General features: G+C 62.2%; 15 protein-coding genes and 2 pseudogenes. 6 read left to right on the top strand and 11 right to left on the bottom strand.

Annotated elements, in window-relative coordinates; genetic code table 11:
• Positions 1-103: 103 nt before the first annotated feature.
• A complete protein-coding gene (locus tag HP546_RS00750) occupies positions 104-1,168 on the bottom strand; it encodes an SDR family oxidoreductase (protein WP_172218682.1) in 1,065 nt (354 codons plus the stop codon).
• A gap of 72 nt (positions 1,169-1,240) precedes the next feature.
• Between HP546_RS00750 and HP546_RS00745 the strand changes: the two genes are divergently transcribed.
• Positions 1,241-1,612: a MerR family transcriptional regulator gene (locus HP546_RS00745; protein WP_172218680.1), complete on the top strand. Its 372-nt coding sequence runs from the start codon at positions 1,241-1,243 to the stop codon at positions 1,610-1,612.
• Between the two features lie 13 nt (positions 1,613-1,625).
• On the opposite strand, the gene HP546_RS00740 is transcribed toward HP546_RS00745, so the two are convergent.
• From HP546_RS00740 to HP546_RS00730, 3 genes are all read right to left on the bottom strand, one after another.
• The gene (locus HP546_RS00740) at positions 1,626-2,264 is read right to left on the bottom strand and encodes a ferric reductase-like transmembrane domain-containing protein (protein ID WP_172218678.1); all 639 of its coding nucleotides are present in this window, start codon (positions 2,262-2,264) and stop codon (positions 1,626-1,628) included.
• Positions 2,265-2,458: 194 nt separating this feature from the next.
• Positions 2,459-3,100, bottom strand: a complete 642-nt coding sequence (locus HP546_RS00735; protein WP_172218676.1) for a 3-oxoacid CoA-transferase subunit B — start codon at positions 3,098-3,100, stop codon at positions 2,459-2,461.
• 8 nt (positions 3,101-3,108) lie between these two features.
• Positions 3,109-3,804, bottom strand: a complete 696-nt coding sequence (locus HP546_RS00730) for a 3-oxoacid CoA-transferase subunit A (protein WP_172218674.1) — start codon at positions 3,802-3,804, stop codon at positions 3,109-3,111.
• A 333-nt stretch (positions 3,805-4,137) separates the two neighbouring features.
• On the opposite strand from HP546_RS00730, the gene HP546_RS00725 reads away from it, so the two are divergent.
• On the top strand, positions 4,138-5,016 hold the full coding sequence (locus tag HP546_RS00725; protein WP_172218672.1) for a LysR substrate-binding domain-containing protein: 879 nt from the start codon (positions 4,138-4,140) through the stop codon (positions 5,014-5,016).
• A gap of 53 nt (positions 5,017-5,069) precedes the next feature.
• Here the strand turns inward: HP546_RS00725 and HP546_RS00720 are convergent, their stop codons facing one another.
• Positions 5,070-5,453 carry an NUDIX domain-containing protein gene (locus HP546_RS00720; RefSeq protein ID WP_172218670.1) on the bottom strand — a complete coding sequence of 128 codons (384 nt, stop codon included), beginning with the start codon at positions 5,451-5,453 and terminating at the stop codon, positions 5,070-5,072.
• Positions 5,454-5,574: 121 nt separating this feature from the next.
• Positions 5,575-6,793: pseudogene (locus HP546_RS31665) on the bottom strand (amidohydrolase family protein).
• A gap of 283 nt (positions 6,794-7,076) precedes the next feature.
• Here HP546_RS31665 and HP546_RS00710 point away from each other — a divergent pair.
• On the top strand, positions 7,077-8,237 hold the full coding sequence (locus tag HP546_RS00710; RefSeq protein WP_172218668.1) for an MFS transporter: 1,161 nt from the start codon (positions 7,077-7,079) through the stop codon (positions 8,235-8,237).
• Between the two features lie 29 nt (positions 8,238-8,266).
• On the opposite strand, the gene HP546_RS00705 is transcribed toward HP546_RS00710, so the two are convergent.
• A complete protein-coding gene (locus HP546_RS00705) occupies positions 8,267-8,452 on the bottom strand; it encodes a hypothetical protein (RefSeq protein ID WP_172218666.1) in 186 nt (61 codons plus the stop codon).
• A 292-nt stretch (positions 8,453-8,744) separates the two neighbouring features.
• Positions 8,745-8,879: pseudogene (locus HP546_RS31225) on the bottom strand (alpha/beta hydrolase); the annotation flags it as partial.
• A 50-nt stretch (positions 8,880-8,929) separates the two neighbouring features.
• On the opposite strand from HP546_RS31225, the gene HP546_RS00700 reads away from it, so the two are divergent.
• Together HP546_RS00700 and HP546_RS00695 are read left to right on the top strand one after the other, a co-directional pair.
• On the top strand, positions 8,930-9,283 hold the full coding sequence (locus HP546_RS00700; RefSeq protein ID WP_172218664.1) for an SH3 domain-containing protein: 354 nt from the start codon (positions 8,930-8,932) through the stop codon (positions 9,281-9,283).
• A 489-nt stretch (positions 9,284-9,772) separates the two neighbouring features.
• Positions 9,773-9,967: a hypothetical protein gene (locus HP546_RS00695; protein ID WP_172218662.1), complete on the top strand. Its 195-nt coding sequence runs from the start codon at positions 9,773-9,775 to the stop codon at positions 9,965-9,967.
• A 133-nt stretch (positions 9,968-10,100) separates the two neighbouring features.
• On the opposite strand, the gene HP546_RS00690 is transcribed toward HP546_RS00695, so the two are convergent.
• On the bottom strand, positions 10,101-11,006 hold the full coding sequence (locus tag HP546_RS00690) for a LysR family transcriptional regulator (protein WP_172218660.1): 906 nt from the start codon (positions 11,004-11,006) through the stop codon (positions 10,101-10,103).
• 98 nt (positions 11,007-11,104) lie between these two features.
• Here HP546_RS00690 and HP546_RS00685 point away from each other — a divergent pair, with 98 nt between their 5' ends.
• Positions 11,105-11,866, top strand: a complete 762-nt coding sequence (locus tag HP546_RS00685) for a TSUP family transporter (RefSeq protein ID WP_172218658.1) — start codon at positions 11,105-11,107, stop codon at positions 11,864-11,866.
• A gap of 11 nt (positions 11,867-11,877) precedes the next feature.
• Here HP546_RS00685 and HP546_RS00680 read toward each other — a convergent pair whose 3' ends face one another.
• On the bottom strand, positions 11,878-13,302 hold the full coding sequence (locus HP546_RS00680; RefSeq protein ID WP_172218656.1) for a GGDEF domain-containing protein: 1,425 nt from the start codon (positions 13,300-13,302) through the stop codon (positions 11,878-11,880).
• Between the two features lie 135 nt (positions 13,303-13,437).
• Positions 13,438-15,270 (bottom strand): SLC13 family permease, encoded by a 1,833-nt coding sequence (locus HP546_RS00675; RefSeq protein WP_172218654.1) that lies wholly within the window; start codon positions 15,268-15,270, stop codon positions 13,438-13,440.
• Positions 15,271-15,331: the final 61 nt, after the last annotated feature.

Genomic DNA, 15,331 nt, shown 5'->3' with positions numbered 1-15,331 from the left:
AGAAAACACCATAACGATCAAACAGAGCAAGACAAATGCTGCGACGTCGGCTTAGCCGAACATTCGCAATGCTACCTGACGAAGATGGCCTGAGCGTTCTGCGTCATGTGATCAAAGAGCCTTTGACGTAGCGCACCGTCTTTTCCAAAGTGCGCGCCATGTCGGGATGCGTAAGCTGATACTTCCGCTCCAGGCACTCGGTACCACTCATGTCGAAGCGCTGCGTCTGGATGAAGTTCAATGACTCTGCGCTGATCGAGAATCGGGTTGCCAGTCCGGGAATCTTCAATAGCCACCTCAGCAACCTTATTGATACATGGTGGCGGGGCGGCTTCACCTCCAGCGTTTGTGCCATCTGCGTAAGCATCCCCTGTAAGTTCGGTGTGTGCTTATAAAGCGCCAGAACCTGCCGGTTGGCCATAGCGGGGTCGAACGCCACGCGGGTTATCAGCGTCACCAGATAATCGACACTGACTAACGGCAACCAATGGCTGGCGGAACCGGGTATGGCCTTGAACCGGCCTTGCGCCAGGTTTCGGATCAGTTCGGCCATAGGTTGCCCTTCCACGATGTGCCCACTCTCGCTGTGTCCACATACCGTCGCGGGGTGAACGATGGTGTAATCCGTGCCGGCTTCGTGCATGTAACGAATGACTTCAAAATGGGACTCGAGCTTGCTGCCTTCGTAGCCGCCAACACGGCCGTAGACTGCGGGCCAGTGGGTGTTTTCAGGGTGCTGGTGATCAACCCCGATACTGGCAAGGTGGCTAAGGTTCTGCAGCATGAAGCCACCCACCATCACCAGTCGGATACGCTGGTTCGCTGCCAGCCTCGCTATGTTCAGTGCCCCTTGCACATTCACTGTGCGGGCGCGCTCCATTGTCAGCCCCCAGCAGAACTGCGCGGCGAGGTGGAAGATTACCGACGCCGAAGCCACGTACTGCCTGTCGTCCTTGCTGAGTCCCAGCCCTTCCTTGCTTATATCGCCCTCAACCGCATGGATATGCGCAGGATTACCGCCCAATCGGCCTACCTGCTCTTTAAGGCGCTCGATGTTTTCGGGGCTGCGCATAAGCACCCAGGTCTTGTGCCCTGTTGCAGTCAGGCGGGCCACTAAATGTTGACCCACAAACCCACTGCCGCCGGTAACGAAGCATTCCACGCTCATGCTGATTCCTTGTCTGGATAATGGGCGCAGGCTAAGGTGTAGAGCCCGCTCTACAGTCAAGGAATCTTTGTTGTGAACATTGGAGAGTTGGAGCGGCGCAGTGGCGTTGGCCGCCATGCATTGCGCTATTACGAACAGCTCGGGCTTATCGCGGCCAGGCGACAGGCCAATAACTACCGTCGCTACAGCGAGCAGACCGTGATTGATCTGGCCTTCATTCAAAGTGCCCAGGGCGTGGGTTTTTCACTCGCCGAGATTGGGGAGATACTCGCGGCCAAGCGGGGCAATACGATCAACTGCGCCCAAGGCGCGGCGCTGGTCGCCAGCAAAATGGCCGACATTCAGGCGCGGATCACTGGCTTGCAAGCTACGTATGTTTTTCTGGACGCGGAGCGTGCAAAACTTGAAGCCAGTGCCATTGCCCACGGACACACTATTCCCTAACCGACGGTAATGATCAGCGAGTAGCGCTTGGCGCTGTGGTGTTGCGACGCAGGCGTACGGCCAGCTTGGCGGTGAGTTTGAAAAGCATGGCGCTGAAGATCAGTGCGAAGCCTAGCGGATACCAGGAGCCCATGGGCAGGCGTTTGTAGAACGACAGCATGAATACGCCAGCAATCACCCAAGTGCCGGTGCCATGCAGCCCTTTCCACGCGCGAGCGCCCAGCAGTTTCACTGCGGCGGGGAAGGAGGTAATGGTCATCAGGATGATGAACAGATAGCCGATCGACCCAGGAATATTCGCTGTGGCCGTACGGCCATGCCAGAATGTTTCGGGGAAGAACTTCACATACAACAGGATCAGTACCGCATGCACAGCGTGGGAAAAGGCAAAAGCCAGCCCAAGAAAACGCCGGTTGCGCAGCAGGCTGCGCGTGAAGGCAGTCGGTACCAGGGCTGCAAGGGAGGAGGCAAGGAAGGTCAGCAGGAACAGGGCGAAGGATGTACGTGCGGTGGTCCGAATCGCGCTGCGCAGGGCTTCTACCCATTGAGGCTGGGACCACAGCGCCAGCGAAGTGACGATCAGCACCAAAAGGGACAGCAGTGAGAACAGTCGCCAACCCTGGAGGCTGGCAGTTTCGGTGTGGCGGTTCATGGCGGGCTCCGAGGTATGAACGCTGCGTGCGGGATGTCGCAGCGTTTCGCGGTGCCATGGTGTCAACGGCGTTTATCCCTGATATGTCCAGAAAAGCGCGCTGTGTATCACTTTGTAGGTGATTGGGGGCGATATCGGCTGTGAACCTTATCGCCACCCCGAGCCTCGACAATCTTGCAGGCCGGCGGCCTGGATCACTTGATCAACGGCACACCGCTGAGCTTCTGCAGTTCATCAAAGTCGATGTCAGCACAAATCTCGACCACTTTCAGCCCTTCAGGCGTTACTTCAAGCACGGCCAGGTCGGTGTAGATACGGCTGACGCAAGCGATGCCGGTCAGCGGGTAGGTGCACTCGGGCACCAGCTTGCTTTCGCCGGTCTTGGTCAGGTGGTCCATCATCACGAACACCTGGCGGGCGCCGGTAGCCAGGTCCATCGCGCCGCCTACGGCAGGGATCGAACCTTCGGCGCCGGTGTGCCAGTTGGCCAGGTCGCCCTTGACCGACACCTGGAAGGCGCCCAGCACAGCGATGTCCAGGTGGCCGCCACGCATCATCGAGAACGAGTCGGCGTGGTGGAAGTAGGCACCGCCGGTCAGCAGGGTCACGTGCTGCTTGCCGGCGTTGATCAGGTCATCGTCTTCCTCGCCCGGCGCCGGGCTCGGGCCCATGCCCAGCAGGCCGTTCTCGCTGTGCAGGAACACTTCCTTGTCGCCCAGGTAGTTGGCCACCAGGGTCGGTGCGCCGATGCCCAGGTTTACGTAGGCGCCTTCCTGGATGTCTGCGGCCACGCGTTGGGCCATCTCGGTGCGGGACAGTTTTTTGGTGATGGTCATGGCAGGCCTCAGACAGCTTTGGCAATCGAAGAAGCGGCAGCGCCGGACACGGCGACCACGCGCTGGACGAAGATACCCGGGGTGATGATGTGCTCCGGGTCCAGTTCGCCGAGTTCGACGACCTGGTCAACCTGGGCGATGGCGGTCTTGGCGGCCATGGCCATGATCGGGCCGAAGTTGCGGGCGGCCTTGCGGTAGGTCAGGTTGCCCCAACGGTCGCCCTTGTGCGCCTTGATCAGCGCAAAGTCGGCGTGCAGCGGCATTTCCAGCACGTACTGGCGGCCGTCGATCTCACGGGTTTCCTTGCCTTCGGCCAGCAGGGTGCCGTAGCCGGTCGGCGAGAAGAACGCACCAATGCCCGAGCCCGCTGCGCGGATACGCTCGGCCAGGTTGCCTTGCGGCACCACTTCCAGCTCGATCTTGCCGGCCCGGTACAGTTCGTCGAACACGTAGGAATCGGACTGGCGCGGGAACGAGCAGATCACCTTGCGCACGCTGCCTGCCATGAGCAAGGCGGCCAGGCCGATCTCGCCGTTGCCGGCGTTGTTGCTGATGATGGTCAGGTCGCGGGCACCGGTTGCGATCAGGCCGTCGATCAGTTCGGACGGCATGCCGGCAGTGCCAAAGCCACCGACCATGATGGTCGAACCGTCGGTGATCCCTTCCACCGCGCTGGCGATGGACTCAAACGTTTTATTGATCAAGGCGAGCTCCTGGTTGTTCCTGGAGTTGGGTTGTAGGGCTGGCCGGCGCGCGGTGAAGCGATGGGGCCAGTCAGCAGCTGGAATTGGTTGCTGACTTTCGCTATAGCGTGCCGCAAGATAGGGCAACAGTAGAGAGGGTTTGGCGGAATTTGTGCGATTATCGAACTGTTGTGCGATATGCGGGCAGTTTTGGTCGCTATTTGTCGCAATTCAGCCGCAGGCTATTTAAAGCCCGTGCACACCTACAAAGTCTCCTGGCGTCAAGGCAATGCGTCATGCACTTCGGGTTCAGGCATCATGTGTCCAGCCAGTTGCCAGAAGCTGAACCCCCCAATGCCAGACTCCAGCAAACCCAACCGCGCCATCTACGACCTGGACATGCTCCGCACCGTGGTCATGGTGGCCGACTGCGGCAGCTTTACCACCGCCGCTGCCCGCCTGCATTCCACCCAGTCAACGGTCAGCCAGAAGGTGCGGCGGCTGGAGGAAATGGTCGGCCACCAGTTGCTCGACCGCAGCAACCGCGAGGTGCACCCCACCGATGCCGGAGAAACCTTGCTGGGCTTCGCACGCCACCTGCTGGCGGTCAGCAGCCAGCTGACCGAAGCGATGTCGGGCGGGGTGACCGTGACCGCGCGCATTGGCCTGCCGGACGATTTTGTAGCTGGCAAGACCATGCAGGCGCTGGCGGCATTCAACCGGCGCAATCCGACAGTGAAACTGGAAATTACCGGTGGTCTGAGCCGCGACCTGATGAGCAGCTATGACCGTGGCGAGCTCGACCTGGTGCTGATCAAGCAGCGTCGGCATAGCCGGGAGGCCAATGCCTGCCAGCCAGAGCGCATCGAGTGGATCGACAGTGCGCAGTACCCGTGTTTTGCCCAGGACCCGATCCCGCTGGTGACCTTTCCGGCGCGTGGCCTGTACCGCGATGACATGATCGGGGCGGTTGAGGCCATGGGGCGCAGTTGGCGTATCGCGTTTACCAGTTCCAGCCTGGCGGGGATTCAGGAAGCGGTCGCCAATGGGTTGGGGGTGAGCCTGCTGCCGTCCCGCGTTGTCACGCCCAGGCATCAGGTGCTGGGGGCGCAGGAGGGGTTCAAGCCGATCACAGTGTTTGAGGCGGCGATTTTTCATCGGCCCACGGCAGACCCGATGGTTATCGAGCTTGCCGAGATTCTGATCGGTATCTTGCGCGCCGAGGCCGAGTGAGCCACGGCCGATAGGGGGCTTGGGCAATGCCTCCGGCACCGAGGTTCGCCGTATTACTTTCCGGCGGAGACAAAGCCTTCTCGTCGCAGCAGCTCCATGTGGGTTGGCTTGATCGTGACTTGATGAAACTCGTCGGCCGAAAACCAGCGACACTCGACGATTTCATGCGAGGGCTGGGGCTGCATCGGCGCCGGGACGGTCATGCGATAGACCCAGTGTTCTTCGTACTGGAGCACGCTATGTCCGAGAAACTGGGCATCAGTGAGGTGCAAGCAGGTTTCTTCAAACAGCTCACGGTGTGCCGCTTCGAGCTGTGTTTCGCCGGGGTCGATCTTGCCGCCAGGCAGAGACCACACTGAAGCCTCCTGGCGCACCAGCAGAATCTTGTCGGCCTGCAGGCAGATGATAGTGGCGTGCAGCTCTTTCGATGGGTTCATGGTGGCTCCTCCTGTATCAACGGAAGGCCCTGCCGGGACGCCAAAGTTCAGGTGAGGCGGTGAATGGCCTTCGCGGTACAAGGTCGCACCCGGACCCGCCCGCGTTGGCCGATTGTTTGCGCTAGCGCCGCAGCTCTGCTGCAAACTGCGCAGCCTGCAACTGCAACTGCGCGGGCCCGCCCCAGAATGCGCCGTGCCGCACGATCACTCGCTCATGAAGGGCTGCCGCCACCGCCGCCGCGGCATTCGGAGCCTTGAACAGGACAAAGCTGGCTTCGTTGCCGACCTTCAAGCCGTAATCCTGCTTGCCCATCACCGCGGCACTGGCCTCGGTCGCCATGTGCAGCGCAACCCGCAGTTCTTCGTCGGTGTTAAAGCCCGAGCGATAGCTGACCAGCATCGCACGCTGCAGCATGTCGCCGTTGCCGTAAGGCCACCAGGCATCCTGGATGTTGTCGTTGCCGGTGAATACGCGCACGCCGCCAGCACGCAAACGCAGCACAGGCGGGAAGGCGTGGTCGCCAGGGGCGTTGGTCATGATCGAGATGCCCGCGCCGGCCAGTAGTTCGGCGGTGCGGTCGACCACTGAATCCGCTACATCGCCCAGGCCATAGGCGTGGCTGACCGCAACCAGGCCTTGCATGCCCAGTGCCTGGGTGCGTGCGGCAATGCGTTCAAGTTGGGCGATGCAGATATCGCCGGGCTCGTGCAGGTGGATGTCCACTTTCACGCCATGCCGGTCGGCGATGCCGAACACGATATCCAGCTGGGCTTCGGCGTCACCGTCCAGGGTGGTCGGGTCGATGCCGCCGACCACCTGCACGCCTTCGCGCACGGCGGCTTCCATCACTTCGGCGGTGCCGGGGCAGGTCACCACGCCGGCCTGGGGGGAAGGCCACCAGTTCGATGTCGATCAGCTCTTTCCACTTGTCGCGGGCTTCAAGCATGGCCCGCAGGTTGCTCAGGCCGGTGCTGGCATCCACGTCCACATGGCAGCGCATGGCCAGGGTGCCGAACGAGGCGGCCTGGCGGATCAGCGCGTCGGCGCGCTCGACGATCGGCGGGGCGCTGGCCAGTTCGCGTTTTTCCACGGCCAGGCGCTCGCGCAGGCTGGCGACAGGTTGGTGCGGTCGCCAGCGGTCGCCGACAAAGCTCTTGTCCAGGTGAATATGGCCGTCGACGAAGCCGGGCAGCACCAGCAGGCCTTCCAGGTCGATGGTTTCGCGGGCTGGGCTGCTGGCACGCAGCGGACCGATGTGGGTGATGCGGCCGTTGGTAACAGCGATGTGCAGGGGCAGGCCATCGGCATCGATGGCGTTGATGAACTCACGGTCGTTCATGATCGGGCCTTTTCACTGAGGCTTGGGTGATGTCCCACGGTAGGGAGGATGCGGTCATGTCACAAATTAATTATCAGGATTGCATGCAGTGCGTTTCTGGATGCAGGTGTGTGCCGTTTGCCTGCATTAAAAAACCCACTGAACCCGATGCCGATAATTAACTTTCAAACCTTTCGAACTCGGCCCAGCATTGCTCCCAGGATCAGCCCAGGCGACTGCTACGGCGCCTTTCAGGGCTGGTCTTCACAAACAATAAAAACAAATGCTGTGTCGGAGTCCCCCTATGACCCAAGATTCCAAGCTGCTGCGTGCCGCGCTGATTTTCATTGCCTGTACGTCGTTCATTGTCTGTGGCGTACAACCTATCTTCATGGGGCTGGTCACCGAGCAACTGAGCCTGTCGCTCGACCAGCAGGGTTGGGTGGTGTCGGTCGAGATGATCGGCATGACGCTGGGCACCTTGCTGTGCCCGCTGCTGATGAAGCGCCATGGCGGTCGCAGCCTGTGCCTGCTGGTTGGCGCGCTGTGCGTGGCGTTGAGCATTGCCACTGCCTTCACCACCAGCAACACGATGCTGCTGGCCGTGCGCATGGGGGCTGGCACCTGTGCCGGGCTGGTATATGCCTATGCGGTGTCGACGCTGGGCCGCCTGCCCAATCAGGACCGTTCGTTCGGGTTGATGCTGTTGCTGCAGACCCCGGAGTACTCGCTGTTCTCCGCAGCGCTGCCGCTGCTTGCCGCGCAGAGCGGTACGGTGACCGCCTTGTGCGCATTTGGCCTGTGGTACCTGCTGATCTGCGGGGCCAGCCTGGTGCTGCCGCGTCGCCCGGCAGTGGCGCTGGCCAGTGGCGAAGGTTCGCCCGCCCAGGGTGGTTCGGCGCGCACGGGGCGCACTGCGCTGCTGGGCATGTTGTTCATGCAGGTGGCCATCTACTGCGTGTGGGGCTTCATTGATCAGCTGGCGCGGGACCAGGGCATTGCCGGCGTCGATATCGGCTGGGCGTTTGGTCTTTCGGCGATCGGTGGCTTGCCGGGTGCGGGGTTGCCGAGCTTGCTGGGTGCACGGGTCAATCGGCAGTTGATGATCGCCGTGGGGCTGGTGGCGGTGTTTATCTCGATCGCCATGCTGACCGGCCATACCCGCACGCCAATGCAGCTGTTTGTCGCGCTGCTGCTGATCAATTTTGGCTGGGTGCTGTCGTTGTCGTATTACATGGCACTGATCACGACCAATGATCCGACTGGCAAGCTCACGCCTTTGGTCAGTATCACCCTGATGGGCGCTGCGGCGGTGACCCCGGCGCTGATTGCCATGCTGGTGGAGGGCTCCAACCAGCAACTGATCTTTCTGCTGGGGACGGGGGCGTTGCTGATTGCCTTTGCGGTGACTTGCTTTGGCGCGGGGCCCAAGGGCCTGCGCCGTAGCCCCCTCGACGCCAGTTGAGGCGGATCAGGGTCTATCTGCTCCGGTGGTCACTGCAGCGTCCCCGGCTTCAGGTCGTCCGGCAAGTCCCGCAGGGCAGCTTCCAGCTTCGCGATCGGCCCCGCAAGGGCATTGGCTTCCTGGTCCTTGCCCTCCGTTTTCAGGCGATCACGCTCAAGGCGCAGGCTGAGCAAGGTTTTCTGCAGCTTCAGGGCCGAGGCATTGTATGTGTCCATGCTTTTCTCATGCTGTAGGCCTCCGTGCCGTTGTAGGAAAAATGGACCGTAGCAGCTCGAAATTGCCGGAGAAACTGATGTTTCATACAGGCAAATCCCGTTGGCTCGATTCCCCCTACAGCGCACGGTAAAAGATCCTACAAGCTACGTTTCAATTCATATCCGCTTGATCGCGCTCCACGCCCCGTTTTTAGCCGGGCTCAATCGGTTTCGGCACAGCAGGCGCTCATCGTGGCTCAACGTTGCGCCTGCTGCGCTTTTGAAACGTTCTGTAGCAAATGCCGCCGGCAGCCTACAGGTGATCTGCATCCACCACCGCCTGGGCAAACGCCTGCGGCGCTTCCTGCGGCAGGTTGTGGCCGATGCCACCGCTGATCAGCCGGTACTCGTATTTGCCCGTAAAGCGCTGCGCATACGCTTCTGCGGGCGTTCCGGCCTCTGCTAGGATTGATGGTTTTCCGGCCAGGGAGCGGCCCCATGCATTACGTTGTCATTGAACCCCACCGCAGCGAATATCCGCGGCCCATCCGCTTCGCCAAGGGGACGTTGCTGGAGATCGGCCCGCGCTATGAAGGCGAGCCAGGCTGGCAGGACTGGTACCTGTGCAGCTGCACCGGCCAGGAATCGGGCTGGGTGCCCGCCCAGGTGATCGAGCGGCTCAGCGTTGGCCAGGGCAGGGCGCTGGAGCATTACTGCGCGCATGAACTGGACGCCGACCCTGGGCAGTTGGTGCAGTGCGTGCGCCCGCTCAACGGCTGGCTGTGGTGCCGACGCCACGGCAATGGCGAGCTAGGCTGGCTGCCGGCGGAAAAACTTCAGCAGCTGACTTGACTGGCAAAAAGCTGCAGCAAGGCCATGCCTTGACCGTGCGGGCTGTCAGGCGAATGCGCTGGCGGCTGTAACGGTGGATGCCCAGACTACTGGCGGGTTAGCCTGCGCAGTTCATCTGATCCGCTTTTTTTCCATAAACCTGAATCTGTAACCGTATCAGCCCAGGTCCGACAATATGTCCATCCCCGCATCACACTGTAGAGGTTCCGATGGGCAAGCTGACGCTGTTCCTGGGTGGTTTTCTGCTGCTGACCATTCTGATTGGTATTCTTGGCACCATCCCGCCAAACTGACTTAAACTGCAGTTTCCCAACGCGGCCCGTCTACTTCAACCGACGGGCCCAACACCTGACCAAATGGCCAGTATTCTCCCGCCTTCCACTGTTGGACAAGTGGTAGCGGCAAGTCATTCTCAAGCCCAAAAGCCTCGTGTAGTCTGCCGCCGCCGCGCACTCGCGCCGGTCTTTTTGCCTTGGAGCCGACACACTGATGGAATGCAACATAGCCACTTCAGCCATGCTGGAGTGGCGTAGCCGTTTTCTCGCCGAAGGCTCCCTTGATGAACAAGATTATGAGCAGGCACTGCGCAGTGCCGAGGTGCTGGAGCGCGCCGGCGTAATCAGTACACTGGAGTGGATCGAGCTGGTGAAACTGGCCAATTCGGCATTGCTGCTTGTGCGATAAGTCGTTCTTTGCGCTGGGAAATCTGTCCACAAAAAACGTGGGTAGGTCTGTGGATAAAGTGCTGCAAGCCAGACCCACGGTGGGCTCTGTTAAATTGAGCAGATTTTGAACAGTCGTTTTCGACAAGGCGGTTTCACTGACCGGGGCCGGCGCTGCGCAGCGCAGAAAGCAAGTCGCGCACCCGCGCGGGCAGCTCGCCGGCGGGGTACACAGCATGCATCAGCGGATCCTGGCCGCTGCTGGATGTCAGCCGATAGTGCGGGCACACCCGCACCAGGTGCCCGGCCTTGACCTGCGCTTCGCCCACCCAGGCGGCCAGACGGGCGATGCCGGCGCCGGCCAGGGTGCTGTGGTACACCGCATCGCCCGAGCCCAGACGCAGCCTGGGCCTTGGGCGCAGGCTGGTGATCTGGCCCTCGTGGCAAAAATGCCAGGCTTTGAGGATGCGCGGGGCGGTGTGCAGGATCAGCGCATGCCCTTCGAGGTCTTCAGGTTTCCGGGGCGTGCCGGCCAGAGCCAAGTAATTCGGGCTGGCATACAGATAGCGCTGGTAGGCCCACAGGGGGTAGCCGATCAGCTCGCTCGATTGCGGGAAGGCGCCGCGCACCACGAAATCGAATTTGCCCTGCAGCGGGTCGAGGGCTTCATCGCTGTACTGTACGTCCAGGGTCACCTGCGGATGGCGACGGGTAAACTCGGCGAGCACCCCAGGCAGCACGTGTTCACCCAGCAACTGCGGCACGGCAAAGCGAATCCAGCCTTGCGCGCTGCCGCTGAGCGCAGCCAGTTCGTCGGCGGCATCGCGTTGCACATCCAGCAACCGTTCGGCGTGGGGTAATAGGCGCTCACCTGCTTCTGTCAGGGTCACCGCATTGGCGTTGCGGTTGAGCAGTTTGCTCCCGGCGTTGTCTTCCAGGGTCTGCAAAGCACGGGTTACCGCGCTGGGTGAGCGCCCGAGCGCACGGGCTGCGGCGACGAAGCTGCGCTTGTGCGCCACGCTGACGAACGCCTGGATTTCTCTCAGCATGTCCAATGCCATTGCCTGCTCCTTGTTGCAGTTTTCGCAATATGGCATTTCACCACAAGTGCGCCACTTTGATTAGCCTTGCAGGCGTCTTAACTGCCTGGAACCGCGTCATGATCGATATTGCTGTGCTTTGCGTGTTTGCCTTCGCCGCCGGGCTGATCGACGCCGCCGTGGGCGGTGGCGGGCTGATCCAGATTCCGGCGCTGTTCAACGTGCTGCCCACTGCGCAACCGGCGGCATTGCTTGGCAGCAACAAGCTGGCTTCGATATGTGGCACAGCCTTCGCCGCGCGCTCGTTCATCCGCAAGGTGACGCTGGACTGGGGGCTGATCGTACCGGCAGCGCTCAGCGCCTTTGTCATGTCGTTCGCCGGTGCCGCCACGGTTTCGCTGGTGCCGCCCAGCGTCATGCGGCCCGCGGTGCTGGTGCTGATCGTGCTGATGGCCATCTACACCTTCTGCAAGAAAGATTTCGGCACACTGCACAAACCGGCGAAAATCGGCCGCAAGGAACAGTGCCTGGCGGTGCTTATCGGCGGCGCGATCGGCTTTTACGATGGCCTGTTCGGCCCGGGTACCGGCAGCTTCCTGATCTTCCTGTTCATCCGCTTCTTTGCCTTGGACTTCCTGCATGCCTCGGCCTCGGCCAAGGTGGTCAACATTGCCACCAACCTGGCGGCGCTGGTGTTCTTCGTGCCCACAGGCAACGTGCTGTATGCGATTGCCTTGCCTATGGCTGCGTGCAACATTCTTGGCGCGCTTACCGGTACCTGGCTGGCTGTGCGCAAGGGTGCCGGCTTTGTGCGCGGGCTGTTCCTGGTGCTGTTGTGCGTGCTGATCGCCAAACTGTCGTGGGACTTGCTGGTTGGCTAGGCAACCCTGGGTCAGATCACCTGGCGTTGCGCCTCGGCTTGTTCGATGCGATTGCGGCCATGGGCCTTGGCCCGATAAAGCGCCTGGTCGGCACGTGCCAGCAGCTCGTCCAGGCTGGGCGCCGGCAGGTCGGCGTCACAGCCGGCCAGGCCGATACTGACGGTGATCTGCAGGCGCTGGTCGGCCTGTATCACATGCAGGTCCTGCACGGCGCGGCGCAGGCGTTCGGCGGTGAACTTGGCCCGTTCAGGGGCAAGGCCAGGGAGGATGATGACGAACTCCTCGCCCCCCAGCCGCGCGAACAACTCGCTGTTGTGCAGCTGGTCTTGCAGGGTGCCGGCAAACTGGCGCAGCACCTGGTCACCGACCGCGTGGCCGTGGGCATCGTTGATCGACTTGAAGTGGTCGATATCCAGCATCATCAGGGTCAGCGGCAGTGCCTGGGCGTGCTGCTGGCGGCTGTCCAGCAGCGCGTTGGCGCGGCGGGTGAAGGCGCTGCGGGTAAGCACGCCGGTCAGGTGGTCGACGCTGGCCTGATGCGCCAGGCGGGCCATCAGGCTGCGATTGGCCTGGCTGACACAGGCCACCACCAGCGGCCCGAGCACCAGCATGGCGATGCCCAGGCGCGCTGACATCAGCGTGGTCACCCCGGGCCCACTTTGCGGCACAATGAAGTGCATGAGATTTTGCGCCACGGCCACGATCAGCGTGCTGCCAGCGATGAGCGCCAGTAGCGCGACCATGAACGGCGAGTAGGTCCAGGCGCACCACAGCAGAGCGGCGATCGGGAACGCAATCGCGCCGGGGCCGCCGAAGGCGATGCTGAACGCCAGCGAGGCCAGCAGCACCACCAGCGGTGCCAGGCGGATGGCTTGGGCGCCGCCGCGTCCCAGGGCGCGCAACGAGGGCGCGGTGAGCAGCACCGGCAGCACCATTACGCCGGTGGAAAACTGCTCGCTGAACCAGGCCAGCCACGTGGCACGCAAGGATTGCTCGAACCACGGCGCGGCCATTACCGCTGCCATGCTGGCCGCTACCAGCGCGGCGGCGGCACAGGCGGCGAACACGCTGAGCACGCCGCGTGGGGTGCGCATGCGCCGGTGCAGGCGCGGCACGCGCGACAGTAGCTGCCAGAGGGTAGTCACCACGGCCAGGTTGCACAGGTTGAACCACAAGGCCGGCAACCAGGCGCTGCCGCACAGCACGTCAGCGCCGATCATGGCCAGCCAGACCAGGCTGAAGCCGATCAGCGTGGCCAGACGGGGGTAGCGCAAGAGCACGCCGGCCAATACGGCATTCACCGGCCAGAACAACGACAGCGATTCGATCGGGCGTGCCAGGATGCCGCCAAGGGTGAGGGCAAACGTCAGGCACAGCAGGGTAATGTAGGGCAACAAGCGCGATTGGGCTGGAAAAACCATGGGCTCGACCGACAAGCGGAAACGAAATCCAGGAAAACGCCTTCGAAGCACCTGGGGCAATTACCCGGCAGTGTGTTTCGTCAGGGGAGTTGATGTCAATCTGCCGCGATTGGTTGGAATAATGCCAAATTGCCTTCACTCTTTGCCATTTCAGTTCAAGCCGAAGAACCACGGCACCATCACCACTGTCACCACCATTACCAGCAACGTGAATGGCACCCCGATCTTGACGAAGTCGGCAAAGCGGTATTGGCCGGGGCCCAGCACCAGCGTGTTGACTGGCGATGATACCGGGGTCATGAACGCCGCCGATGCTGCCAGCGCCACGGTCATGGCGAACGGGTAGGGCGACATGCCCAACTGCGCTGCGGTGCTGACGGCAACCGGCGCCATCAGGACTGCAGTGGCCGTGTTGGAAATGAACAAGCCGATTATCGCCGTGACCGCGAACAGGCAGGCCAGGATGGCGCCAGGCCCGGCACCTCCCAATACACTGACCAGCCCGCCTACGGCCAGGTCGATGCCGCCGGTTTGCTGCAGGGCTTTGGCAAAGGGCAGCATCCCCACGATCAGCACCAGGCTTTGCCAATGGATGGCGCGGTAGGCACTGTTCATGTCGATGCAGCGGCCGGCGCCCATCAGCAGGCAGCCGATCAGCGCCGCGATCACGTTGGGTACGACACCGCTCACCATCAGCCCGACCATCACTGCCAGGCTCAGCAATGCTTGCGGTGCGCGGGTTCGGGCGGGCGCCACCTGGTCGATTTCTGCCGGCAGGCTCAGTACCAGGAAGTCCTTGGGTTGGCTTTGCAGCAGGCGCACGGCCTTCCATGGGCCGACCACCAGCAGGGTGTCGCCCAGGCGCAGTTTTTCTTCCACCAGTTGCGCTTCGATGGCCGCCTGTTCGCGGCGCAGGCCGACCACGTTGAGGTCGTAGCGGGTGCGGAAGGCCAGTTCGAGAATGCTCTTGCCGATCAGTTGCGAGCCGGGGGGCAGCGACACTTCGGCCATGCCCAGTTCCTGGGACTGGTCGATGAAGTAGGCCGCCTTGAAGTGCAGCGGCTCCAACTGCATGGTCTGGCACAAGGTGCGCAGGTCATCACGGTTGGCAAACAGGTCCAGCAGCAGCACGTCACCCTGGTGCAGCACGGTATTGGAATCGGCGCTGATCACCCGCGTGGTGAACTTGTGCTGGCGTTCAATGCCGATCACGTTGGCGCCGTGCCGGGTACGCAACTCCAGCTCGCCCAGCGTGTGGCCGATCAGCGGCGAGTGGGGGCGGATACGCAGGCGCCGTTCACGGCCTTTGAGCTTGTAGTCCAGCACCAGGTCCAGCAAGGTGCGGCGGCTTTCCACGCGGCCGTCCTTGCGCACCTCGCCATTGAGCCAGTGCCGGGTCAGCAGCATGTAGCCGATCCCCAGCACCAGTACCACCAGGCCGAACGGGGTAAAGCTGAAAAAGCTGAAGCCCTGTTCGCCAGTGCGCACCAGCTCGCTGTGCACCACCACGTTGGGCGGCGTGGCTACCAGGCTGAGCATGCCGCTGATCAGGCCGGCGAACGCCAGTGGCATCATCAGGCGGCTGGGCGAGATCTGCAGGCGCGCGGCGATGCTCAGCACCACCGGAATGAAAATGGCCACTACGCCGGTGGAGCTCATGATCGACCCCAGTCCGGCCACGGCCACCATCAGCAGCACCAGCAGGCGTGCCTCGCTATTGCCGGCGCGCTCGCTCATCCACTCGCCGATGCGGTAGGCGATGCCGGTGCGCACCAGGCCTTCGCCGATCACGAACAGGGCGGCGATCAACACCACGTTGGGGTCGCTGAAGCCAGCCAGGGCCTGTTCCACGGTGAGGATGCCGAGCAGCGGCAGGGCGAGAATCACCAGTAGTGCGACCACGTCCATGCGCGGGCGGTTGATGACGAACAGGATGACCACGATGGCCAGCAGGCCAAGGACCCAGAGCAGCTCTTGGTTCATGGGGAGGGGGCGTTCCTTCACACAGGGCACGATAGACAGTAGCAGCCAGTGTGCCAGCTTG

Source organism: Pseudomonas sp. CM25, from assembly GCF_013179705.1.
Lineage (GTDB): Bacteria > Pseudomonadota > Gammaproteobacteria > Pseudomonadales > Pseudomonadaceae > Aquipseudomonas.
The sequence above is the reverse complement of the archived record's forward strand: the minus strand, read 5'-3'. Positions and strand labels throughout refer to the sequence as shown.